Here is a 22,836-nt window from a genome sequence, read left to right as displayed (position 1 = left end):
GATCATGGGTACTGGCGCGTTAGGAATCCACCACCTTGGGCGTTGATCTGCGCAGTTATGTCTATCTCGACTCGATTCAACCGCAACACGCGGCCTACTTGGGAACCGTGGCACAGGGGTTTTTGCCTCTGCCGGGGGATTGCTCCCTTTGGGTGGAGATTTCACCGGGGATTGATGTCAATCGCCTGTTGGACATTGCCCTGAAGTCTGCGGTGGTACGGCCGGGAGTTTTGTTTATCGAGCGACTCTACGGACTATTGGAGGTGCATTCGGGCAATCAAGGGGAAGTACGCGCAGCAGGGCAAGCAATTTTAGATGCCATTGGCGCTCGAGTACAGGATTGCTTGCGGCCACGGGTGATTTCGAGTCAGGTGATTCGCAATATTGATGCCCACCACACCCAACTCATTAACCGCTCGCGGCGGGGGAATATGATTTTGGCGGGGCAAACCCTCTATGTGTTTGAAGTGGAACCTGCCGCCTATGCCGCACTGGCCGCCAATGAAGCTGAAAAGGCAGCACTCATTAATATCTTGCAGATTTCAGCCGTGGGCAGTTTTGGCCGCCTCTTTTTGGGGGGCGCGGAGCGGGATATTCTGGCAGCAGAACGGGCTGTCTTGGCAGCCATGGAACGCTTACCGGGGCGCGATAGTCTTAGCGATCGCCGCGAGTAGCCTTGGCATATTGCTTGAGCTTCTGCTCTAAGGCAGGTAAGAAAGGACAAGGGGGACTGTCTTGGAGTTGATAAGACTCTCGCCAATCAAAGTTCTGCCAGTTAAAGGGGGCTTGGTGGGCGGCGGCGAGCCACAGTAAACGCTTAGCACGGGTCATGGCCACGTAAAGCAGGCGATATTCTTCGGCAACTTTGGCCTCTTTGGCTTTTTGATAGGCGGTTTGCCAGTCAGGAAGAGGTTGCTGATGGCCATAGGCACGCAGTTGCGATCGCACCACGTCTGTAAAATCCACCTCTGGACTGAGGAACTTGGCATTGGCCGCCACCCAGCTCTCACCGGGGAGAGTTCTTGCCTCTAAAAAGGGAACAAAAACGGCATCCCAATCCAGACCCTTGGCGCGATGCATCGTCATAATCGTCACCTGCCCGGATCGCACTAAGCGGCTATGGAGGTCTTCCATCTCAACAGCGTCAAAGCGATCTGCTGCCACCAACTCCTGCCAACGGGGATGGATACGCTCCCACAGTTGCGTTGGTTCCTGCTGTGCCAAGTGGCAGATCAGGCGATCGCTGGTGGCCAACTCAGCGGCATCATAGCCCAATTCCTGAGCGCAGTACGTGATCAAAGGAAATAGAGACAGCTCTAGGCGGGCTTTGAGGAGACGTTGACAGTAGTGCCGTGCCTTGAGCACGGGTTCCTCGGCAGGGGGGTCTAAAGGACCAGGGTAGAGAAACACCTCTGGCTGGGCGGCTAAGCGATCCAAATTTGGGACAGCAATGCGTTTGCGCTCCTGAAGAACCGTCAGGGCTGCTTTGACCGCTTCGGGAGAATAGGGACAGTGGAGAAAATAAAGAATGTCCAGTAATTCCTTGGGCACCTGCGATCGCCGTTCGATGCCCGATACATCGAGAATCGGAATCCCCTGATCGGCAAGGTCGGTATCGATGTTGAAGCTAGCGGGCGATCGCAACAGATCCGCGACAAATTCCCCTTGGCGGTTGGTACGTACCAGCACCGCGATTGAGGCCTCAGGATGCTCTGCTAAGACCTGAGAAATGCGGGCTGCTAACTTGCGCACAGTCTCAAAAATAGTTGCTGGTCGAGCAATTTCTACCCCTTCTCCCCAAGGGTCTGGGTTCGCCCCCGGTTGCGGATCTGTCGGTGAGACAGGCTGAATTGCTTGGGATCGAAAGGGGAGTTCTTGGCCTTTGAGGTCATGATTGACCCAGTTCACTAAAAAGTTGGCTGATCGAATCACCAATGGGGTCGATCGCCCCGCTTGGGTCATTTCATAGAAGGCCTGCTGCTGGGCACATTCGTCACAGAATTCATTAAAAAAGAGAGGATCCGCCGCTGTAAATGTGGAGTTAATCGCTTGATTGGGATCCCCCACCCGCACAAAATTCACTTGCCCTGTGGTGTTGTCCTCGGCGAGAAGTCGAAGTAACCGCGATTGCAAGGGGGTCGAGTCCTGCGCCTCATCCTCAAAGACGGCATAGACCCGCTGTTGCCATTCTTGGCGGCACTGGCGATCGCCCTCTAGGAGTTGTACCGCTGCCAAAATCATCTCATCGTAGTCAATTTGCTCCCGCTGTGCCAGATGGTGCTGGTAGAGTGCCAAAAGGTCGGCACCAATCTCTAAAAAAGGGTAGGGTTCTGCTGCGGCTGTACTTTGGGAGCGCAACTGCTGGGACAACTGCCGCAGATCATGGGGCGTCAAAGCCATACTGCGGGCACTGCTAATAACAGTTTGTGCCAACTTCACCAAGATGTCAGTCAAAAGCGCACTTCTGCGACCATCGTGTTCAACGTCACTCAGGGGACTGGTATCGCAGCCTTGGATCAGTTGCTCGAGGACATTGGGGTGCGATCGCGCCCATTCCTTAACACAGGTGACACACAGGCGTCGCTGCTCATGCTCACTCATTAAATTCTCACCACTCCAACGCAGACCCGCTGTGGGGTGACTGGTAGCAATTTTCAAGGCCAAACTGTGGAGCGTCTGCACACTAAAACCATTGCGGGGTAACCCCATCTCCCGCAGGTACTGGCGAATCCGCACCTTGATATTGGCCGCCGCCGAACGACTGTAGGTGACGACTACCAGTTGCCGCTGTTGATGGAGCTTTTCCCGAGCGATAGCGATCGCTGCTCCTACGGCCATGCCATGGGATTTGCCCGCTCCGGGCACTGCCGACACCGCCAAGAGACCCCCTTGCCATGCACTGATTTCCCGTTGACCCGGACGCAACGTCCTTAGGAGGTGACTGGCATTGGCAGGGAGTGACAACACGTTCATAAAAGGACTGTAGGAGGGCTAAAGATTTATTACAAAAACCAGCTTCTACCCAATGAAGATCGAAAAATCGTATAATAGAATACAGAAAGTTAGGAGCAAGTTGTTTCCTAACGCAGACCACCTAAAGCTTGATAACGAGTCAATAGTATTCACCTAGGAGCCTTGATTTAATTATGCAACTAATCTATCGCGGCGTTAAATACGAAACTTCTGACCAGCACATTCCCCTTGTGGAATCGGGTGCCAAGGGTCTCTATCGGGGAGCGCAATGGGTAGGACACAAAGCGGCTGAACCCGTTCCTCAACCCAATCATGTCCTCTGCTGGCGGGGGGTGACCTACCAAACCAACGGTACACCAGTTACCACAACCGCTCCGACGACGAGTGCTACCCCTGCGGTACTTCCCCAGCGTAAGCGCGACTCCTTGGCCGAAGCCCATCGCCATGCGATTCTGAAAACTCTTGAGCGGCGGCTGCAAGTGGCTCGGAGTCAGGGCAACGAAGACCTCATTAGTCTGCTGGAAGAAGAGTGGCAGCAATTTGCCTAAGGTTGGATCACCGAAACCCACACTGCGGTGCCGTTGCTAACAGCGGCACTTTTTTGTTTTTTATTGGTGATTGCCCTTTTCTTGGCGAAAAGCTGTTGCTTGGGCAAAGGCCGCCGCTGCTCGCTCGCGATCGCCCAAGGCTTCATAGGCACGCCCCAATTGTTCGGCTGCAATCTCCCGCACATAGCCCAAGGGAAAAATCATCTGTTTGCTGTAGCCATTGGTACGCCCCAGTTCAAGGCAATACTCAAAGTAGGCCGTTGCTCCCAAAGGAAATCCCAAAGCCATCAGCCAGCGTCCGGCCAAATCATTGAGGGGAGGATAGGCGGGAAACCACACCAGACTTTGCTGACATAGGAGTTGCAATGTTTCGTGATCCCCCATAGCCAGCAGACGCCGCCCCAGTTGATTCAGAATTTCGGGCAGTGCCCCGGGAGCATTCTCAGGCAGTTGGCCGGTGAGGAGATGGGGCAAGAGCCGCTCAAAAAGTTCTTGGTAGCAGTCATCCGCAGCCGTGGGGTTATTCACAGCGTGGTACATATCCGCTAAGGCAAAGAGGAGATTCAAAGGCAGACCTTCACTGGCACGGATGCGTTCCAAAATCGGGATGTTGCGATCGCGCATCTTGGCTTGAATTTGTGCGGGTTGATAGCCATAGTGGTCAATGCGCAGCGTTTCCAGAGTACCAATGGTCAGCGGTTCTGCGGCTGTGGAAACCAACTGCTCATGGAAGCGTCCCTGATAGCGCAGTGTCGGCAGGTTGCGAAAGAGTCGCACAATGGCAAAGTCAGAAAATTGCTGCCCCGTGCCGATTTCCCGCCGTAGGAGTTGGTAGGCAGTGAGGGTGCTGCCCTCTAGTTGTTGTCCGAGGGGCACAGGTGGCTCCTGCAAGGTCACAAGCACCTCATCGGCATCAATCACTAAAATCCAATCGCCGGTGGCCTGTTCTAGGGAGTAATTGCGGGCGGCAGCAAAATCATCCTGCCAAGGGAAGGTAAAGATGCGCTCTGTAAACTGGCGGGCGATCGCGATCGTTTCATCCGTTGACCCCGTATCGACCACAACGATCTCATCTACCCAAGGCTGAACACTGCCCAGACAGCGTGCCAAATAGGCGGCCTCATTTTTGACAATTAGACAGGCACAGACCCGCACCATCTACAGCAGCTTTTCAAATTGTTGGCGCAACTGATTCAGCTCACTTTCGGAGAACTCACTCTCAGCAGCGGGGGGCACGCGATTTTCTAGTTCCCAGTCGGTTTCTTCGACATTACGTTCAGGGGGCGCCAAGAAGAGACGCTCAGCATCGTTGGTCGGCACAAATCCTTCGGGCACCAAGTGACAGGTGTAGCCTGAGGATTCGCAGAATTCTTCGATTTCCTTGGCATCAATGGGGACAACGCTGGGGGGATGAAAATCCTGTGCCTCTAAAAGCATGGCATAGCGACTGGCATCGTCTTCGCTTTCAAACATCAGAATCAGGTTGCGATCGCCCAGTTGCAGAGAATGAATGCCCTCATTTTCAGTCCCCGGGTTGTAGAGCAACACGTAAACGCGCATGATGCCTCGCTCATGAAATATCAACAGCGATTATAACGATTTTCGTTCACCCTACCCGTAGGATTTTGGAGTTCAGGGTAATTCAAGTGTAAAAATAGACTTTGAGTTAGAACAGTGTTTTTTCAGGTTCCCCTTTGATCCGCTGCTCTAGCCATGCTTGGCGATAGGTGAGTTCTAATTCATTGCCAGTGCGGCGAAAAATTTGTGCCTGCTGCAAGAGAAACGCTTGAAAGAGCCGCTGAAAGGCAAGGGCAATGATCGCCACCACCAAGCCAGAGGCGGTACTAATTAAGGCCTCACTAATCCCGAGACCCACGCCCATGGTTGCGGGTGTGCCAATATCCCCCAAGCGAATAGAACTGAGGGCACTAATCAGACCTAACACCGTTCCCAACAAACCCAGTAGAGGTGCCATCGTAATCGTTGCCTCTAAGACCTTTTCTCCCCGCCGCATCGCACTCAGTTCCTCATCAGCCGCAGCTTCTAGGGCTAGGCGAAAGATTTCTGGGTTGGTGTCAATCAGTTGTAAAGGGGTATAGAGGAAGCGACCAATGGGTTGGTCACAGGCATTTGCTGCTAATTCAATGGCTTCTTGCCAATCGTGGCGAGCGGCATCCAGAATCTGCTCGGCCAGTTTCGTCTCTCCTCGGAAAACAATGCTCCAAAACCAAAGCCGCTCAAAAATGGTGCCTAAGGTTAAGATCGAGAGAATCAGTAGTGGCCACATGGCCAAGCCACCACGGTTAAAAATTTCAGCGATATTCACGATCAGTTCCCTGTCAGAGCATCCGACGTTTAGTATAGTCCAGCCGGTAGCCGCAATTGTTTCCCAGATTCTAGCGAACCGTGGTGCCAAGGGTCTTGAACCACTGTTTTTGATACCGCGTCTAAAGAGACGATTACGTTAATGGAGTGATACCTCGCATGAGTGTATCTTTACCCCTATCAGCGGCAACGGCATCAACGGATATCGTGACCCGACCCCAAGTGATCGATCCCGATCGGCGGATTATTGAGCAGTGCCTTTCCGGACATCCCAATGGGTTTCGGGAACTCTATCAACGGCATCAGCAACGGGTGCGATCGCTCCTGTTTCAGTTGTGCGGTGCAGTTGCCCTTGATGATTTGGTGCAGGAGGTTTTCTTGCGGGCATGGAAGGGGCTCAAGGGTCTCAAACATGAGGCAAAGTTTTCGACATGGCTCTACCGGATTGCTTGGAATGTGGCTTGCGACTATCGCCGTCAATTGGCAACGCGCAAATCGCGACAGCAACAATACCTGTCTCAAAGCGAGGCACTCACCCCTGGACTGGATCTACGGCAATTGCACTACGAAGATTTGGTCGAGCGCGGTTTAGCCACATTGCCCTTAGAGTATCGCAGTGTTTTGGTCATGCATGATCTCCAAGGCTTGCCCCAAAAGGAAATTGCTGAAATTCTGCGCATTCCCGTGGGTACAGTGAAATCCCGTCTCTTTCGTGCCCGAGGCACATTGCGGACTTACTTTACCGAAGCCGGAGTCAGCCTATGAAACGTGAACCCCCACCTGCGGAGGATACGAATTTGGTTAAGTTTTTGCAGACCTATGCGGGAACACCCCCGCCACCCCATCCTCATCTGGAGCAGCGCATTGTCCAAGCCGCTTTGCATCAACATCAACTGAGTAAGCGACGCTGGCAGGTCGTGTCTCTTTTGGGAGCTGGCGCGATCGCCACCGCGACGAGTGTGTGGTTCCTCAAACCCTCAAACCAAGTGGCCCAACAAACTTCCCCAGACTCGGTGGAAAGCTTCATCACGAGCAATTGGCAAGCAATGTTCCACGATGCCGAACCCGCAGTCTTTGACTAGTTTGATCTAACTTTCTCTTGTTAAATTTTTGACAAAGGAGAACACAGCTATGTTGAAAAAATCTTTGGCCGCACTTCTTGTATGTGGTAGCCTCAGCCCCCTAGTGGCGATCGCTCCCCCGACCTTTGCTGACCCCGGTTATGGCGGACCTCGCTGGGGAGCCAATCTGGACAACCTCAATCTCACCCCTGAGCAGCGGCAACGTTTGCAAGCCGTGCAGCAACAATACCAAGGCCAAATGGAGCAAACTCGCAACCAACTGCGCACCGCCAAGGAAGAACTGCGGCAGATGATGAGTGGCAATGCCTCGGAGGATCAAATCCGTAGCAAGCACCAACAGGTGCGCCAACTGGAAAACCAACTCGCTTCTCTCCGCTTTGAAAGCATGCTGGCCATGCGGGGCATCCTCACACCGCAACAACGGCAAGCCTTGGCCACCCAAATGCAGCAACGCCGTCAGGGCAATCGCCCCATGAAACCACAACAGTAGAGCCTCTCATCCTCTAACTCAAACTCATATAGGCGGCCAGAGAATACTCAGGTGGCCGCTTACTTTTTAAGAAAAATTTACATAAGTTAATATAAATTGACATCCAATCTCAAAAACAACGTTTAGAATCATTAAAAGTGAAAACTGTGAATTGCTCTTTATGAGTATCGAGTTATATCAAGTTTTTGAAAAAGTTGAGACCAAGGCTCGGTTTTTAGCCAACTTGTGGAAAGACTTTTGCGACGAAATTTCTCAGTATTTGCCTGACACATATCAACCCGAAATTTTAGAGCTGAATTTCCATCTAGAAAAAGCATTAGAAAAATTAGTCTATGAGCTAAATCATCCAGTATTGACCCTAGCAACAACAGGGACGACTAGTAGCGGGAAAAGCACCCTTGTCAATTTGTTATGCGGTGCTGAGATTGTTCCTGTGGCTGTCAGTGAAATGAGTGCTGGCTCAGTTATAATTGAGTATAGTGATACCAAAAGTTTGGAAATAAAGAAAACCCATGGTGCAACGTGGGATTGTGGTGAGTGGCATCACATTAGCGACAGTCAAATATATTACTACCTAGAAAAAGCGATGCGGGGGTATCTGGATCATAAGGAAACCAATCCGAATATTGCCTGCCCACAAGCGATAATTCGTTACCCCATCAGGTTTCTCAGAGAAAACCCACTCAAATTGCCGCGGGAAGCAAAATTCCAGATTCTTGACTTGCCCGGCTTAGCCCATGTGGGTGATGAAGGAAATGCGAGTGTTATTCGTCAGTGTCGCGAAGCGCTTTGCATTGTCACCTACAACTCTGCGGAAACAGATAAGCAAAAAGTTTCTAATTTACTGCAAGAGGTTGTTAGTCAAGTCAAAGATTTAGGTGGTTCCCCATCTAGGATGTTGTTTGTTCTGAACCGAATTGACGTTTTTCAAGAAGACAAAAATCCCCATGAATCAGAAGCAAGGTTCACAGAAGAAACTATAAAAAGTATTAAAGCCAAATTGAAAGAGCATCTACAGGAGTACACCAAAGAAATTGAACAATTAAATGTAGTTAAACTGAGTTCACGTCCTGCTCTACTCTCTATCCTGATTCAATCTCAAGAAGGTGAGCAACAAATAGCCGCTTGTCGGAAAGCCGATCAGTTTTGCTCATCTTTAATTGGAAATGAAGTTTTAGATGATCTTCCTCGTCAGCCTGCAAAGTGGTCTCATCGAGATCGGGAGCGTGTTGCCGAACAGCTTTGGCAAAACTCCTATGCTATTGACTTTGAGAGAAGCTTAATAGAGCACATCAATCAGCATTTTCCAGAACTAGTTATTCCTCAAATTATTGCTAGATTTAAAGAGACCGCTGGAAACAAGATTGTAGAATGGGTAACACAAACGACCTCAGCGATTTTGAACAGTTCAGCAGAAAAATATCAACGCGAATGTGAGAATATTGAGAGAATAGCGAACCAGTTGCGGCAGTTCTTGGAATATGCTGATCATAAGCTTCGCGATCCTTTTGAGAAGGCTAAATCAAATTTTATTGCATATCGAGCAAACAAGACTGATGCCGATCCCATTCTTCAGCTTGAAAATACCGTTCAGCAACTTCAAAATACAGAGCCTTATTCAAGTTTAGGTGAGAAGCTACAGCCAATTTACGGGTGGAGACGCGAGCTGGCATTTGCTGTGGAGCAAGTTTTAGGAGCTGTAGCCAAATCAATTCAAGATGGATCAATAGATCTATCAAACACATATTTAAAAAAAGTAAAATCCCAAAGGCTAAGTTTACTAGAAAATGATATCAGAAAACTAATTGATTTAAAATATACTGGTTCAAATGCTAAAAATGGAATGTCCATAGTTGCAAAGTCTGATATTGAGAAGCGTAATCTTAACGAGTTAAATGAGAGGTTAAATTTACTGTCTGAACACCTAAGTATCGTTATGGAAGATGTTTTAAGTGATGTACTCACCCAAGAACTCAACAGAGTATATGAGGCCGTATATCAGTTATCTAGGCTTCAGTTGCAATATATAGAAAATGGCTCAGCTAAAATTGCACCAAATATGGCCGTTAAGCTGTCCGAGTCTCAACTGGCTAGGGTAAATCATAGCCTTAAGTTTAATATTACTTTTGAAGCGGGCTTTGCTATCACGCAAGGCATATGGGACGCAGAAGTTAAAGAAGAAGTAAAGAGGCGTCCTTGGTTTTTTCTTTGGCTCATAGAAATAACTAATTATAAAGTTAGGTATGAGCAACGAACGAGTGATAATGCTCAGGTTCCACCTATTGAAGAGTTACTATCTGGTTGGCTTTTGCAAGCCAAGAAAGCAACTGAAGGAGAACTCATTGATCAAATTTTAGATTGGTTTTTAGAACAAATGAAAATCTTTAATGATAACGTGTCTGAATTTATAACTAGTATTAAAGATCGCTATCAGAAAAGGCTAGATAAAGCTCATCAGGAACTTACTCTAGATTATCAAAGACAAAAGCATATATGGGAGCCTATTCATAGCAAAGGTCAAGAGTTGGCCAAACAATTTTCCGAGCTAAGGTACTCTCAAATAGACTATACTTGAGCAAAGTTAAGTATTTCATAATTTTTATGGATGTACAAGACATAGCTAACCTAGTCCAAGAAATACAAGCAAGCGAGGAATATAAGCGGGTTGAGAGTGGGTTTTTGTATACTGCTCTTCAAAAAATTATTGATAGTTTAAATAATGAGAGGAGTATTGGTGGTGATACTCTTGCTGTACATAAGGAGATATGTGAAATATATGATATTAACGAATCTCGTCAACTGGATGAAGATTGTCTTTTTTCTGTTCAATTTATATTTCACCTAGTTATGATTTTTTTTGATATTATTGGTATTAAAATTCCCAATATTAATTTTCCTAGCTTTTCTGTTCCTATGATCGAAGTTCCAAGCTTCTCTATAGAAAAGCTAATGGAAGATTTAATGTCGGGAATAAAAAACAATTTTAATAATTTAGTAACTAAGATTAGTACTCCTGAGATGAAAATATCACTTATTATTCTTGTTGCTCTGCTCATAGTAATACTGTATAGAAGTGGAATCATAAATAAAAAAATCAAAAAAGATAGTAATTTGAAAGAGAAAGCAAGGGTAAAAGATGAACGTTCGATAGTTCCATCTGAAACTAAAGTTTCACAAATTCCTGCATCTATATGCTTGATCGTATATGCTAGGGATGTTGCAAATTTGACAGTAGGCCAGATTATTTCTGTTGATGAAGTGAAAAAATATATAGAGGGTGCTTCATACTATAGGGTAATCAGAGATGAGCTTGTAGATAATTTAGAGAAAAAATTGTCTATATCAAATAAACCAATTTTAAAAGATAGTGTGAATGACACATACTTAAGAATAAAGGTATCTGACGGTAAAGAAATTATTGGCAAATCCCCCAAGTTCGCAATATATGGAAATTTGAATGCCAGTTCTAAATATACTATTGCTTACCTTAGCTGCTTAGATAATCTTAACGGTGTTGAAGAGTTTATTCGCGCATAAGGATAGCTTCTAGAATGGATTGGAAATCAGCATCATCCTATTATGAGTCTCGTCTAACTGATGCTCTAGCTGTGAGTCGTTATGCAATTAGCTTGGCTACTCTACCCCAAGCTGAAGTTCCGAGCACCCTCAAGGAAATTCTGATACAGGAAGCTGAGCCAGCACGCCGTCAACTACAACGACTGAAAAAGCGTGAGTTTCGTATTGCTGTGGTAGGTTTAGAGAAAGCTGGTAAAAGCACATTTATTAATGCTTGGCTAGAGTGTGATCTACTGCCAGCAAAAGGAGCTAGATGCACATTTACGACAACTCAAATCTACTCAGTTGTTAGTGATACAGAGCAACGCCTAGAAGTTCAAGCAAAAACCGATGAGCAATTTTTCCAGCTTCTTGAAAATCTGAAACAAGCTAATGCAACTGAAGATCTGCGGATTATTCAGCAGTATGAAGACACTTTATCTCAAGTTAGACAAGAAGGCAGTCTGACAATTCCTTTCACTCGCTTAGAAGATATTAAAGAACATCTCAGAAAATATGTGGCAGACGAGCATTATGCCCATGCGGTTCAAGAAGCACGCCTATATACCAGCAAGCTAGCTCAAGCCGAAGGGATTGTTTTCTATGATGTTCCAGGCCTTGATTCGGGCTTGGCAATGCACGTTGAAGAAGCACGTAAAATGCTCTCCGATTGTGATGCTGTGATATTAGTGCAGCGATTTACTAATTTGCGAGAAAGAGAGTTAGAAATTATTCAGTTTACAGAACTTGGCGATGTTAATGTTGCTGTTGCTGATAAGCTGTTTGTTTTTTTAAGTCGAATTGATTCATTTGCTAGTCCTGAAGCCTTAAAACAACATATTAGAGAAGCTTCCCAAGATTGGCTATTACGAGCAAAATTACCTACCAATCGTATTGTTTCGGGATCGGCGGGAGCATATTTAGTCTTAAACGGACTAGCTGAAAAGCAGACAGAGCTTGAAGTTGGTGATCCTATTTCACTAAAAAATAGATTTGAGCTACTTGGGTTCTCTACTGATAGTCATGAGTCCCTCAATGAGGCAACAGGAATCCCTGAAATTAAGCAAAAGGTCTTTGATTACATTAATTTTGAGCGTGTCAATGTTCTAAAAAGAAGGTGTGATGCAATTATCACTAAGATCATAGAAACTTCAGAGAAAATTGCTGCTCTAGTCAAGGAAAAATATCCTGAAAATCCTGAGGATGCACAACGTGTTCAAGAAGAAAGACAGCGCATTCTCTTTACTGAGTGGTGGCATAAGAAATGGGAGCAAGTCAAAGCTGATCTCCAAACCTATTTCAATACATCTGTTGTCAGTCGTGATGCGAATAGTTCGGTGCCAAGTCCAAGTAGTATTCAAAAATTTAAGCAACGTTACTATGAACTTGTTGAGTCTGAAATGAATGCTCTGATTGAAAGAGCACAGCAGAAAAAGGAAGTGATTTTTGCGGCTAACTCTAATCCAGTTTTTGATCGGGTTAATGCAAATTTTAGATGGCGAGAAGCTTTATATATCGATGTCAGTAAAGCTTTGGCTTCTATTGCTAGTCAACTGGCTCAAGAACTACAGGATGAAGCTACTAGTCTTATTGATTATATGACATCGCTTCTTTGGGGAAGTTCTTTGGTGCATGATCGGTTGATTGGTAGCTCTGGCAATCTTTTTGCATTTAAGCTAGAAAATAGTTTAAGTGTTTTATTTCTGAGATTTGCTAGACCTGTGGCAGAGGCTATTATTCGTGGGCCTGTTAATAGTGATACTCGCAATGAAGTCGTTAAGAATCTGGGAGTAGATGTTGAGATAGTTGATAATTACTACAATGGCAAGGAACCTGCCTTTCAAGTTTTAAGGCGTTATGTCAGGTATGGCTCAAAGCTGCTGTTTGATTCTGGATTGAGACGAGAGGTTTTGGGCGTTTCGCAGCCCACTACGTTAGAAGACTTTCAACCCCTTGCTTGCGAGCCACAATCCCCTGAAGAGGTAGTTACTTTTGAAGTTCTTTGTGATATAAAAGCCTTCAAGGAGTTTCTGCTTTCAGCCATATTTGATGCTGCGGGATTTGAATCCTATTGCATTCAGGAGCTAAAAGGTCTCGTTGATCAATTTAGAGACATGGAAGGGACATGGGCAGGTGTTGCTCTCAATGAGTGGCTGCAAGGTAATCCTGCGCTACTGTCTGAAGTTCCCAATAGCCTTAAATCCCTAGAAATTAACTTAGAGGTCAGTGAGCGTTTACGGCAATTAGTTTCCTCGTTGCAGAGTTTTAGGCTGAATGCTGAGTTAAGTGTTTGAGAAGGACAGTTATCCTACTTTTTGTTAATCAGCAGATCTAAAATCTCTGTGGCGGCGCGATCGACCACACCGGGGGTACCCATGGCAGCTCGCATTTCCGCATAGCCTGCCTGCATCGCGAGGCGCTTCTCAGGCTGATCGAGCAACTCAAGGGCAGCGGCGGTAATGTTGGCAACGGTGGCTCGTTCTTGAAGGAGTTCAGGGACAATTTCTCTATTTACGAGTAAATTGGGGGGGGAGACAAATTTGAGATCAAACTTCAGGAAGCGCTGATAGAGCCACAAACTGAGGGGATGGACACGATAGATCACGACTTGGGGCACGTTCAAAAGGGCTGTTTCTAAATTGACGGTGCCCGACTTGGCGATCGCCAGATCCGCTGCCGCCAGAACTTGTAGGGAGTCTTCCGCAAGGGTGACGCGAATTGGATACTGTTTGAGGACTGCTTCAATGGCTGGACGATACTGCCGCAGAGACAGGGGTAACCAAAAGCGGGCTTCAGGATAGGCTTTGGCAATATTTGTGGCAGCCCCTAAAATCAGTGGCAAGAGGGATTTGATTTCCTGTTTGCGAGATAGAGGCAACAGGGCGATCGCTAGCTCATCGGCAGCTATGCCCAAACTTTGACGGGCGACTTCACGACTGGGAGCCGCAGCAATGCGATCCAAGAGGGGATGCCCTACCCAAACGACATTGGCACCATGACGACGGTAATAGGTGGCTTCTTCTGGAAAAATGGCAAGCAGGCGATCGCTGAGGGCAACAATTTGACGAGTCGCCTTGAGGCTATGGGACCAGACCCACTCTTGGGGGGCAATATAGTAAACCATCGGCACAGAAAAGTGCTTGCGAATAAATCGCCCCATAGCCACATTGCCGCCAATGTAGTCAATCAAAACCACCAGATCGGGCGGGTGCTGCCGTAGATAGCGACGTGCCTTGAGTTGCAGCACGATCGTCGGTTTGATCAATGGCAGGGCTTCTAGTAGCCCCACGGAGCCAATTCCCCCAGTATTAAAGAGCAGCTTTGCCCCCGCAGCAGCCATGCGATCGCCCCCAAGGGCAGAAATTTCTAAGGGAATCCCCCGCTCTACCGCCAAGCGATAGAGTGCCTTGACTAATAGGGCACCCTGCAAATCCCCGGAGACTTCCCCCGTGCTAATGAACAAATGCGCCATGCCTAGCCCCGCACTGCCGCCACTGGTTGACAGAGTTGATCCGCAAATTCCTGTTCGCTAGCGGCCATTTCCTCTACGGCGGCAGCCATAATCTCAGGGATGGATTGCCCCGCTGCATATTGAGCCAGCCATTGCCGGGCAGTATTCCCCTGTCGCAGGATTTTCTTAATCGGTGCCAGAAAGCAGCTAAAGCCCTGTGCTTTGGCGATCGGCCAGACTTCTTCATAGAGTTCTGCTATCCAAGCGGCTGCCGTTAGTTGTCGGCGATCGCGCCAATGGGTCAACACGGCCTCTAGGCTATTTTTTGCAGCAAGCTGCTCGTTTTCATCGGCTAGTTGTGCCAGCATCTCACCATCACCCCAGCGGAGTGGGTCAAGATCAGGAGTGTCGAGCAATTGTAGGAGTCGCGCCTCCAAAAGAGCGGTAATCGCCAGTAGGGCAATGGGATCCGTAACTAAATCACAAATTCGCAGTTCAAGACGATTCAGATCATAGGGTCGGCGATCGCCATTAGGACGCACTGCACTCCAGAGATGCCGCACATTTTGCATTGTGCCCAGTTGCAGTTGTGTTTCTGTCCACTCAATGAAGTGGGCATGGCTGGTAAAGAGGGGCACTTGGGGTGGTGTTTTGGGAAAGATTGCCCAACGGGTGGAGTGATAGCCCGTTACCTTGCCATCGAGAAACGGCGAAGCAGCACTCAGCGCTAGAAACAGAGGTGCCTCCACACGCACCAGCCGACAGGCACGGATCAACTCTTCTGGATCCCGCAGGCCAATGTTGATGTGGACACTGGCGGTGACAACCCGCGTGCCATAGGTTTGCTCAATGTAGGTGTGGTAGGGGTTCTGGGGGTCAGAGCGATAAAAGTGTTGACTATCCCCTAGGCTCAGGGTGCTGCCGGGGACAAGGGTTAAATCCCCCAAAGATTTCAGATACGCCCGCAGCCGAAAGCGAGGACGCAGCAAGTCACAGAGGGCTTGATCATAGAGATACACAGGGGGCGTTGTGAATTCGACATTGCGGCTATCGGGTTCGCGCACAAACCCCGGCAAGTCCCTCACGATTCGATCCGACAGTCCCACAATCTCGCCCGTGGGTTTACCCGTGTAGAGTTCAACCTCAAAGCCCTTTGATAGCATGGCAGCCCCTTAACTGAGTTGGGTGAGCGGGCAACCCCGCGTAGATTGGGAATTTTTAGCTACTTAGTCACGATACCACGCTCCCGCGCTTGTCGCATATATGAACATTCATGAAACTGCTGCTGTAAGCATAAGAATCTGATACGATAGCCTGTAATTCAAATTACACTGACCACTAGGAGTTTATAGGTATGTTTGGTCAGCGGCGAGCCCAAGCAGATGTCCGCGTTGGTCGTCTCTTAGATCACTTGGGAATTCGCTACCAAGTGGATGAGGATGGCGATTACCGTGTCGTCTTTGATTTGGGCAATGGGCGATCGCAACAGGCCTTTATTGACTCGCAGACCCAACAACTGGGCAGCTATGAAATTCGCGATGTCTGGTCGATTGGCTATATCTCCGACGGCTATCTCGACCAAGAGGTGGCCAACTATCTGTTAATTGAAAATGCCAACACGAAAATTGGTGCTTGGGAATTGCGCTCTAATGGTAACAAATATGCTGCTGTTTTTTGTAACAAAATTGCTGCTGATTGTGATGCCGAAGCTCTTTACACTAGCATCCGCGTGGTTCTACAGGTAGCAGACGAGCTGGAGAAAATCCTAGAGGCGGGCGATCGGCTGTGATCTAAATGCATCAGGAAACATCTCCATGGCTCAATCCCTGACCTTAACAGAATTTCTCGATACGCAAACTGTGGCTGAGCGGCTCGACAAAGGCAACACCGCAGAACTAGATACATTCCGCAATGAGGAAACGGGTCAAACGTGGGTCAAGCGCATTTGCTTAAGTGGCATTTCCCTTGAGTGGGAGCTAGCAATGAGTTTGGAGTTAGCAGAACTGGGCATGGCACCCGCCGTCGAACCCTTTTTGGAAAATGGCTATATGCTGATCCAATTGATTGATGATGGCATTGCTCTGCGGGACATTCTTTTGGGGCTAAGTTCAGGCTACGGCACCTGTGACCAAGCGAGACACATTGGTGCACAGATGGGAAAGCTCCTCTACGAATTTTGGCATGCAGGCTACATCCATGGTGATCTTCATACAGGCAATATTGTGTTCTCACTGGCAACCGTACAGCCGTTTTTGATCGACTTTACGACCACATTTCAAGATACAGAAACAGGGCGCCGTGAATTTCGGCAGGCACATCCAGAGTTTCAACATCTGCGGCTCTGTTCACGGGAAGAGGAGGAAGCCTTTCTCATTGAGTGCATTGAGGACTACTACCGAGCGGTTACATGGGAATTGGGTCAGACCCTGATTGATGAGCTGCTGGATAGCCTCAGCCGTGAAATTTAGTCTCCTAGGAGCTGCTGCCATGTTTGTTGCCCGCAACCTCTACAACAAAGTGACCTGTCGCTTAACCCGTCGTGAAACCTTTGGCTCAGCTCGGCGTTCTACCCTCACTAAAATTGATGGTGTCCAGCAGTGGCTGCGCAAAGAGGGACATTATGACTTGCGCCATGAGTATGAGTGTCAAGTGGCTTTGGCTGCCGCAGGCCTAGGCCCAAAAATCATCACAGAGATTGGCCTGCAAAACAACAGTTATGTCATGCACGAGGAACTGGGGGGAGCAACCCTCTACCATTACCTAAAAGCGATGGGGGATAACATTGCCACCCAAACGGAATCGGGGGATTTGGGCATGGCGGTGGGAGAACTGCTCAGGACATTTTGGCGATCGTGGCGGCATGGGGCATTACGTCCTCAAGAAATTTTGGTTTTCTATACGGAATCTGAGCTAACTTGGGGTGGCCATATTATTGATATGGAGTGGGGCGATCGCCAGCCTGACAATGGTACTGAAGCACGCCAGTTTATTGCAGACACGTTACCCCAGACTTGGCTAGAACTCGGCTTCCCAGCCAACCACCAAAATTATTCGGCATTTATGGAGACGTTAAAAACGGAAATTGCTGGGTCACTCTAGAATGAACTTAAGTCCCCTTGAACTCCACCCATGAGTGAACCCGTCACCCAATCTCAATTCGCAGAAGTCCTCGAGACCATGAAGGCCATGCAGTCCCAACTGGCGGAACTCACCCTTGAGGTGAAAGTCGGTCACGCCGAAATCCGCGAGAAATTCAATACGATTGATCAAAAGTTCCAGATAGTAGATGAAAAATTGAATGCTATAGAAGTCAGATTTGGAGAAAAATTCAACACCCTAGAGGCCAAGTTTGAAGAGAAACTAAACACGCTGGAAGCAAAATTTGACGAGAAATTTAACACGATTGACGAGAAATTCAACACCATAGAAGCCAAAATTGAGGCAGTGCGCTTGGAAGTACAAACCAATCGTGAGCAGTTAGTGGACTTAGGGAAGCGCCAAGGTTCAACGGAAAATCGCCTCTGGGCACTGCTAGTGGCCCTCTTTTTGATGGTGGCGGGACTGTTGGCCAAGATTACGCTGTTTGACCGAGGCTACTGAGGCAGGTTGTGGCTGTTCAGAATGGGTTAAAAAAAGAGGGCTGAGGGGAAAGCCCCAACCCAACCCTCTTGAATCGGTCTCAGTTGCCCCTAAACGGTTACCAGTTCCGCTTGGCGCTGGAAGCTGAGGCGTTCGTTGTCGCCCACATCCACCAGAATCGTATCGCCATCAAAGAAGTCGCCCCGCAGGATAGCTTTGGCAATGGGGGTTTCCAGTTGTTTCTGGATGGCGCGTTTCAGCGGGCGAGCACCATAGACGGGGTCGTAACCCACTTCGGCCAAGAAGTCGATCGCCTTCTCAGTGAGGGACAAGGTAATGTGGCGATCGCTCAGGCGTTGCTGCAACCGCTGCACCTGCAATTGAACAATTTGCCGCAATTGATCCTTGCGCAGGCTGTGGAAGATGATAAATTCATCCACGCGGTTGAGAAATTCGGGTCGGAAGTGGGCACGCATCGCCTCCATGACACGGTTGTACATTTCCGTGTAGCGACTGTCATCGCCGGCCACATCGAGAATGTACTGGGAACCAATATTGCTGGTCATGATGATGATCGTGTTCTTGAAGTCCACCGTCCGCCCTTGGGCATCCGTGACGCGGCCATCATCGAGAATTTGCAGGAACACGTTGAAAACATCGGGATGGGCTTTCTCGATCTCATCGAAGAGAACCACGGCATAGGGACGGCGGCGAATGGCTTCCGTGAGTTGACCACCTTCGTCATAGCCCACATAACCGGGGGGCGCCCCAATCAACCGCGATACGGCGTGTTTCTCCATGTACTCGGACATATCAATCCGCACCATCGCCTCTTCGGTGTCGAACATGAAGGCCGCCAAGGCTTTGGCCAATTCTGTTTTACCGACACCCGTTGGCCCAAGGAAGATGAAGCTGGCAATGGGACGATTGGGATCCGCTAGCCCGGCACGGGAGCGCTGAATGGCTTCCGCCACTGCGGTGACCGCCTCATCTTGACCCACAACCCGTTTGTGCAACTCTTCTTCGAGGTGCAGCAGTTTTTGGGCTTCCGACTCCACCAGTTTGCTCACGGGGATGCCTGTCCACTTCGAGATGATTTCGGCAATGTCGGCCTCAGTCACTTCATCTCGCAGGAGCGATCGCCCGCCTACTTGAATCTCCCGCAGTTTGGCTTCAGCTTCCGCCAGTTTTTTGTGGAGTTCTGTGAGCTTGCCGTATTTGAGTTCGGCAGCCCGGTTGAGGTCATAGTTGCGTTCCGCTTGCTGGATCTCGATGTTGACTTTTTCGATGTCCTCTTTGATGGCTTGGAGACGGTCAATGACTTCTTTTTCTGCTTGCCACTGGGCATTGAGGCGGCTTTGCTCCTCCTTGAGGTCGGCTAGCTCTTTTTCGAGTTTCTCAAGGCGATCGCGCGAGGCTGCCGAGGTTTCTTTTTGCAGCGAGAGCCGCTCCATCTCCAATTGCAGGATTTTGCGGTCAATCTCATCCAATTCCTCGGGTTTCGAGGTGATTTCCATTTTTAATCTGGCTGCCGCTTCATCCACAAGGTCAATCGCTTTGTCGGGCAAGAAGCGATCGCTAATGTAGCGGGCTGAAAGCGTAGCCGCTGCCACCAAGGCGGTATCGGAAATTTTGACACCGTGGTGGATCTCATAGCGTTCCTTGAGACCGCGCAAAATCGAGATCGTGTCTTCAACGCTGGGCTGATCCACATAGACCTGCTGGAAGCGCCGCTCTAAGGCTGCATCCTTTTCAATGTATTTGCGGTACTCATCGAGGGTAGTGGCACCAATACAGCGCAGTTCGCCCCGTGCCAACATTGGTTTGAGCAGGTTGCCGGCATCCATCGCCCCTTGGGTAGCCCCGGCCCCAACGACGGTGTGGATTTCATCAATAAAGAGGATGATTTGGCCGTTGGAGTCTGTCACTTCCTTGAGAACAGCTTTGAGGCGCTCTTCAAATTCACCGCGATACTTGGCACCGGCAATCAAGGCACCCATGTCGAGAGCAATCAACTGGCGATCGCGCAGGGAATCAGGCACATCCCCCGCCACAATCCGCTGTGCCAAGCCTTCAGCAATGGCGGTTTTACCAACGCCGGGTTCACCAATGAGCACCGGGTTATTTTTGGTACGGCGGGAGAGAATCTGAATCACGCGGCGAATTTCATCATCACGGCCAATGACGGGATCCAGTTTCCCTTGCCGAGCCAAGAGCGTCAGATCACGGCCATATTTTTCTAGTGCCGCATATTTGCCCTCTGGGTTTTGATCCGTCACTTTTTGAGAGCCACGAATCTGCTGAATCGTTTCCCGCAGCACTTTTTCCGTAAGGCCAATGTCCTGAAAGAGTTTTTTACCAAAGCGATCGTCGTGGGCAAAGGCCAATACCAAGTGCTCAATCGAGATAAACTCATCGCCAAACTGTTTGCGTGCCTCTTCGGCGCGATCAAGGAGCTTGTCAAGGCTCTGTCCCAGATAGACGCCACTGGGATTACTGATTTTCGGCTGACGGTTAATAAACTCATCGGTGAGATCCCGAATGCGCTGCACCGAACAGCCAGCTTTTTGGAAAATTTGTGTGGCCAGACCCTCTTGCTCGAGCAGCGATTTCATCAGGTGTTCACTTTCGAGATTCTGATGCTGTGCCTGCTTGGCTAGATCCGGCGTGCGGGCGATCGCGGCCCATGCTTTTTCGGTAAATTGATTTGGATTGGATGGTTGCATAGCTGACCCTTTGACCCCTTTTTACACTTTTTAACTATTTATATTGTATGGATTGCAAGAAAAACGCTGTTTCGGACTTCCCTACTCTACAGGTAGAATTAGCCACCCAAGAGTAGTTCTAGCCTAGCTTTTATGCAGAGCATTGTGGGGCAGAGACATTCTTTCTTTAGGAATACCCCCAATTTCTCTTAATATGTAAAGTGCTTTAACTTTGGCAACGCAAGCTATGACGAACTCCCCTGTAACTGAGCCATCCCCGCGTCAAGAGTCGGTTCTGCGCTATACGGTGCTGGGTTCCCGTCGCCCTAGTAACTACTTTTGGGCAACAGCGGTCTCCATTGGTGGCTTGGGCTTCTTTTTGGCTGGTCTCTCTAGCTATTTGCACCGCAACCTACTGCCCATTGGTAACCCAATTGATTTGGTCTTTATTCCCCAAGGCATTGCCATTGGCTTTTATGGAGTGGCGGCGCTGCTGTTGGCAACATATCTGTGGCTGGCGATCGCCTGGGACATTGGCGGTGGCTTCAATGAGTTCAACAAAGAAACGGGCTTTGTGCGCATTTTTCGCTGGGGCTTCCCCGGTAAGAACCGCCAAATTGAGGTCAGTTGCCCGATTAGCGATGTTCAAGCTGTGAAAATTGTCATTAAAGAGGGACTCAACCCCAAGCGTGCCCTCTACCTGAAGATTAAAGGCCGAGGTGAAGTCCCCCTGACTCGCGTGGGTGCACCGCTGCCCTTGGCCGAACTGGAGACGCAGGGAGCAACAATCGCCAGCTTTTTGGGAGTTCCCGTCGAGGGATTGTGATTTTAGTCCTCGTGATCGTCGAAGGGATCCGCTAGCTCCTTCGAGGGGGGGCCAAAGGAAAGATAGATGGAGTAGCCAGTGACGCCAATGCAGACGGCAGCGAGAGCAATGCTAAGAACTGTTGCAGGTTCCATAGAAGCGTACTAAATGGGAGCAAGATATGCTTCTATAATATTACGAAACATTAAAACGCTGTTCATTTCGTTCAAAAAAGGGATTTATGGCACGACGGACTTGGCTCGGGGATATTCTGCGCCCCTTGAACTCTGAATACGGTAAAGTCGCCCCCGGCTGGGGTACCACTCCCTTGATGGCGGTCTTTATGGGGCTATTTTTGGTCTTTTTGCTGATCATTCTGCAAATCTACAACTCGACACTGATCCTCGATGGTGTTAACGTGAGTTGGAAAGCACTGGGATAATCCATGAACGTTTTTGGGATCGGTCTGCCGGAACTCATCGTCATTTTGGTGGTGGCACTGCTCATCTTTGGCCCGAAAAAGCTGCCGGAAATTGGCCGCAGCCTTGGCAAAACAAAGCGTGCCTTTGAGGAAGCCTCCCGCGAATTCCAAGATGAAATGAAGCGGCAGACCGCTGCCCTCGAGCAGGAACAGCAGGCCAAGACAGAGTCTGAATCACCTCGGGAACCCTCCGCTTAGGTGGCATGGCACTCCAGCCCTGTGTGATTGTCGGCCTTGGAAATCCGGGGATAGAGTACGCTACAACGCGCCACAATATTGGCTTTCGTGTCCTCGACGCCCTTGCCGAGCGGTATAGGGTACAGTTGACCCCGCAGCGGCGTTTCTTGGGAGAGGTAGGAGAAGCTCTGATTCATGGTCAAAAGGTGCGCCTCCTCAAGCCCACTACCTATATGAATAGTTCGGGGCAATCTCTCCACGCCCTGTTGAATTTTTATAAGCTGCCCCTTGAGCGAACCCTTGTGGTCTATGATGATGCCGATTTGCCCCTGGGGCGGGTGCGCTTGCGCCTGAGTGGCTCAACGGGGGGACACAACGGGATTAAATCAATTATTCAATATTGCCATTCCCAAGAGTTTCCCCGCCTGAAGGTGGGCATTGCCTTTGGCGATCGCCTGAAGCAACAAACCGGGCCACGCAATGCTGTGCCCTTTGTTTTGGGACATTTTTCAGCCGCCGAACTGGCGATTTTACCGGCTGTGCTTGACCTTGCTGTGGATGCGATTGAGTTAAGTATTCAGTCTGGGGTTGAGGCGGCCATGAATCTCTACAACGGCAAAAGTATTCCCCTACCGCAATCCTGAACCTGAGGGGAAGGAGCCTCT

General features: G+C 49.0%; 24 protein-coding genes. 16 read left to right on the top strand and 8 right to left on the bottom strand.

Annotation, left to right across the window (positions count from 1 at the left end; translation table 11 throughout):
• Nucleotides 1–35: 35 nt before the first annotated feature.
• Complete coding sequence (locus KV190_RS04785) at nt 36–674, top strand: hypothetical protein (protein WP_149817184.1); 639 nt, start codon at nt 36–38, stop codon at nt 672–674.
• Here KV190_RS04785 and KV190_RS04780 read toward each other — a convergent pair.
• Nucleotides 655–2,973, bottom strand: coding sequence for an ATP-dependent helicase (locus tag KV190_RS04780; RefSeq protein WP_460194826.1), 2,319 nt, complete (start codon nt 2,971–2,973; stop codon nt 655–657). The genes KV190_RS04785 and KV190_RS04780 overlap by 20 nt on opposite strands.
• 173 nt (nt 2,974–3,146) lie before the next feature.
• Between KV190_RS04780 and pirA the strand changes: the two genes are divergently transcribed.
• Entirely contained in the window at nt 3,147–3,521 is a 375-nt protein-coding gene (pirA, locus tag KV190_RS04775; RefSeq protein WP_460194825.1) for an arginine synthesis PII-interacting regulator PirA, read from the top strand.
• Nucleotides 3,522–3,581: 60 nt separating this feature from the next.
• On the opposite strand, the gene KV190_RS04770 is transcribed toward pirA, so the two are convergent.
• The 3 genes from KV190_RS04770 to KV190_RS04760 all read right to left on the bottom strand — a co-directional run bounded on the left by KV190_RS04770 (nt 3,582) and on the right by KV190_RS04760 (nt 5,847).
• On the bottom strand, nt 3,582–4,679 hold the full coding sequence (locus tag KV190_RS04770; protein ID WP_460194824.1) for a glycosyltransferase: 1,098 nt from the start codon (nt 4,677–4,679) through the stop codon (nt 3,582–3,584).
• Entirely contained in the window at nt 4,680–5,081 is a 402-nt protein-coding gene (locus KV190_RS04765; RefSeq protein WP_149817176.1) for a DUF3110 domain-containing protein, read from the bottom strand.
• Between the two features lie 106 nt (nt 5,082–5,187).
• Nucleotides 5,188–5,847 (bottom strand): MotA/TolQ/ExbB proton channel family protein, encoded by a 660-nt coding sequence (locus KV190_RS04760; RefSeq protein WP_460194823.1) that lies wholly within the window; start codon nt 5,845–5,847, stop codon nt 5,188–5,190.
• A 158-nt stretch (nt 5,848–6,005) separates the two neighbouring features.
• Between KV190_RS04760 and KV190_RS04755 the strand changes: the two genes are divergently transcribed.
• The 6 genes from KV190_RS04755 (at nt 6,006) to KV190_RS04730 (ending at nt 13,267) form a co-directional block, all read left to right on the top strand.
• Nucleotides 6,006–6,611 carry a sigma-70 family RNA polymerase sigma factor gene (locus KV190_RS04755; protein ID WP_460194822.1) on the top strand — a complete coding sequence of 202 codons (606 nt, stop codon included), beginning with the start codon at nt 6,006–6,008 and terminating at the stop codon, nt 6,609–6,611.
• The gene (locus tag KV190_RS04750) at nt 6,608–6,928 is read left to right on the top strand and encodes a hypothetical protein (RefSeq protein WP_460194821.1); all 321 of its coding nucleotides are present in this window, start codon (nt 6,608–6,610) and stop codon (nt 6,926–6,928) included. The genes KV190_RS04755 and KV190_RS04750 overlap by 4 nt, the downstream gene beginning before the upstream one ends.
• Nucleotides 6,929–6,977: 49 nt before the next feature.
• Complete coding sequence (locus tag KV190_RS04745; protein ID WP_460194820.1) at nt 6,978–7,418, top strand: Spy/CpxP family protein refolding chaperone; 441 nt, start codon at nt 6,978–6,980, stop codon at nt 7,416–7,418.
• Nucleotides 7,419–7,578: 160 nt separating this feature from the next.
• Nucleotides 7,579–9,993 carry a dynamin family protein gene (locus tag KV190_RS04740; RefSeq protein ID WP_460194819.1) on the top strand — a complete coding sequence of 805 codons (2,415 nt, stop codon included), beginning with the start codon at nt 7,579–7,581 and terminating at the stop codon, nt 9,991–9,993.
• A 26-nt stretch (nt 9,994–10,019) separates the two neighbouring features.
• Nucleotides 10,020–10,955 carry a hypothetical protein gene (locus KV190_RS04735; RefSeq protein WP_460194818.1) on the top strand — a complete coding sequence of 312 codons (936 nt, stop codon included), beginning with the start codon at nt 10,020–10,022 and terminating at the stop codon, nt 10,953–10,955.
• A 14-nt stretch (nt 10,956–10,969) separates the two neighbouring features.
• Nucleotides 10,970–13,267, top strand: coding sequence for a dynamin family protein (locus KV190_RS04730; protein WP_460194817.1), 2,298 nt, complete (start codon nt 10,970–10,972; stop codon nt 13,265–13,267).
• Nucleotides 13,268–13,281: 14 nt separating this feature from the next.
• Here KV190_RS04730 and lpxB read toward each other — a convergent pair whose 3' ends face one another.
• Entirely contained in the window at nt 13,282–14,445 is a 1,164-nt protein-coding gene (gene lpxB / locus KV190_RS04725) for a lipid-A-disaccharide synthase (protein WP_460194816.1), read from the bottom strand.
• Between the two features lie 2 nt (nt 14,446–14,447).
• Nucleotides 14,448–15,587 carry a glutamate--cysteine ligase gene (gene gshA, locus KV190_RS04720; RefSeq protein ID WP_460194815.1) on the bottom strand — a complete coding sequence of 380 codons (1,140 nt, stop codon included), beginning with the start codon at nt 15,585–15,587 and terminating at the stop codon, nt 14,448–14,450.
• 191 nt (nt 15,588–15,778) lie between these two features.
• On the opposite strand from gshA, the gene KV190_RS04715 reads away from it, so the two are divergent.
• From KV190_RS04715 to KV190_RS04700, 4 genes are read left to right on the top strand one after another with little or no spacing between them, the layout of a single operon-like run.
• Nucleotides 15,779–16,213, top strand: a complete 435-nt coding sequence (locus tag KV190_RS04715) for a hypothetical protein (RefSeq protein ID WP_460194814.1) — start codon at nt 15,779–15,781, stop codon at nt 16,211–16,213.
• Between the two features lie 25 nt (nt 16,214–16,238).
• Nucleotides 16,239–16,892, top strand: a complete 654-nt coding sequence (locus KV190_RS04710; protein WP_460194813.1) for a protein kinase family protein — start codon at nt 16,239–16,241, stop codon at nt 16,890–16,892.
• Nucleotides 16,893–16,911: 19 nt separating this feature from the next.
• Nucleotides 16,912–17,523 (top strand): hypothetical protein, encoded by a 612-nt coding sequence (locus tag KV190_RS04705; protein ID WP_460194812.1) that lies wholly within the window; start codon nt 16,912–16,914, stop codon nt 17,521–17,523.
• Between the two features lie 30 nt (nt 17,524–17,553).
• The gene (locus tag KV190_RS04700) at nt 17,554–18,024 is read left to right on the top strand and encodes a hypothetical protein (RefSeq protein ID WP_460194811.1); all 471 of its coding nucleotides are present in this window, start codon (nt 17,554–17,556) and stop codon (nt 18,022–18,024) included.
• An 89-nt stretch (nt 18,025–18,113) separates the two neighbouring features.
• On the opposite strand, the gene clpB is transcribed toward KV190_RS04700, so the two are convergent.
• A complete protein-coding gene (gene clpB, locus KV190_RS04695; RefSeq protein WP_460194810.1) occupies nt 18,114–20,729 on the bottom strand; it encodes an ATP-dependent chaperone ClpB in 2,616 nt (871 codons plus the stop codon).
• Nucleotides 20,730–20,955: 226 nt separating this feature from the next.
• On the opposite strand from clpB, the gene KV190_RS04690 reads away from it, so the two are divergent.
• The gene (locus KV190_RS04690) at nt 20,956–21,534 is read left to right on the top strand and encodes a photosystem I assembly protein Ycf4 (protein WP_297051826.1); all 579 of its coding nucleotides are present in this window, start codon (nt 20,956–20,958) and stop codon (nt 21,532–21,534) included.
• 2 nt (nt 21,535–21,536) lie between these two features.
• Here KV190_RS04690 and psbN read toward each other — a convergent pair whose 3' ends face one another.
• Entirely contained in the window at nt 21,537–21,668 is a 132-nt protein-coding gene (psbN, locus tag KV190_RS04685; protein WP_011057227.1) for a photosystem II reaction center protein PsbN, read from the bottom strand.
• A gap of 86 nt (nt 21,669–21,754) precedes the next feature.
• Here psbN and psbH point away from each other — a divergent pair, with 86 nt between their 5' ends.
• Genes psbH through pth form a run of 3 tightly spaced genes read left to right on the top strand, consistent with a single transcriptional unit; the run spans nt 21,755 to nt 22,815 of the window.
• Nucleotides 21,755–21,955 (top strand): photosystem II reaction center phosphoprotein PsbH, encoded by a 201-nt coding sequence (gene psbH / locus KV190_RS04680; protein ID WP_297051828.1) that lies wholly within the window; start codon nt 21,755–21,757, stop codon nt 21,953–21,955.
• A 3-nt stretch (nt 21,956–21,958) separates the two neighbouring features.
• Nucleotides 21,959–22,192: a TatA/E family twin arginine-targeting protein translocase gene (locus KV190_RS04675; protein WP_460194809.1), complete on the top strand. Its 234-nt coding sequence runs from the start codon at nt 21,959–21,961 to the stop codon at nt 22,190–22,192.
• A 5-nt stretch (nt 22,193–22,197) separates the two neighbouring features.
• Nucleotides 22,198–22,815 carry an aminoacyl-tRNA hydrolase gene (pth, locus tag KV190_RS04670; RefSeq protein ID WP_460194808.1) on the top strand — a complete coding sequence of 206 codons (618 nt, stop codon included), beginning with the start codon at nt 22,198–22,200 and terminating at the stop codon, nt 22,813–22,815.
• Nucleotides 22,816–22,836: the final 21 nt, after the last annotated feature.

The organism is Thermosynechococcus sp. FA-CM-4201, from assembly GCF_054689355.1.
The sequence above is the reverse complement of the archived record's forward strand: the minus strand, read 5'-3'. Positions and strand labels throughout refer to the sequence as shown.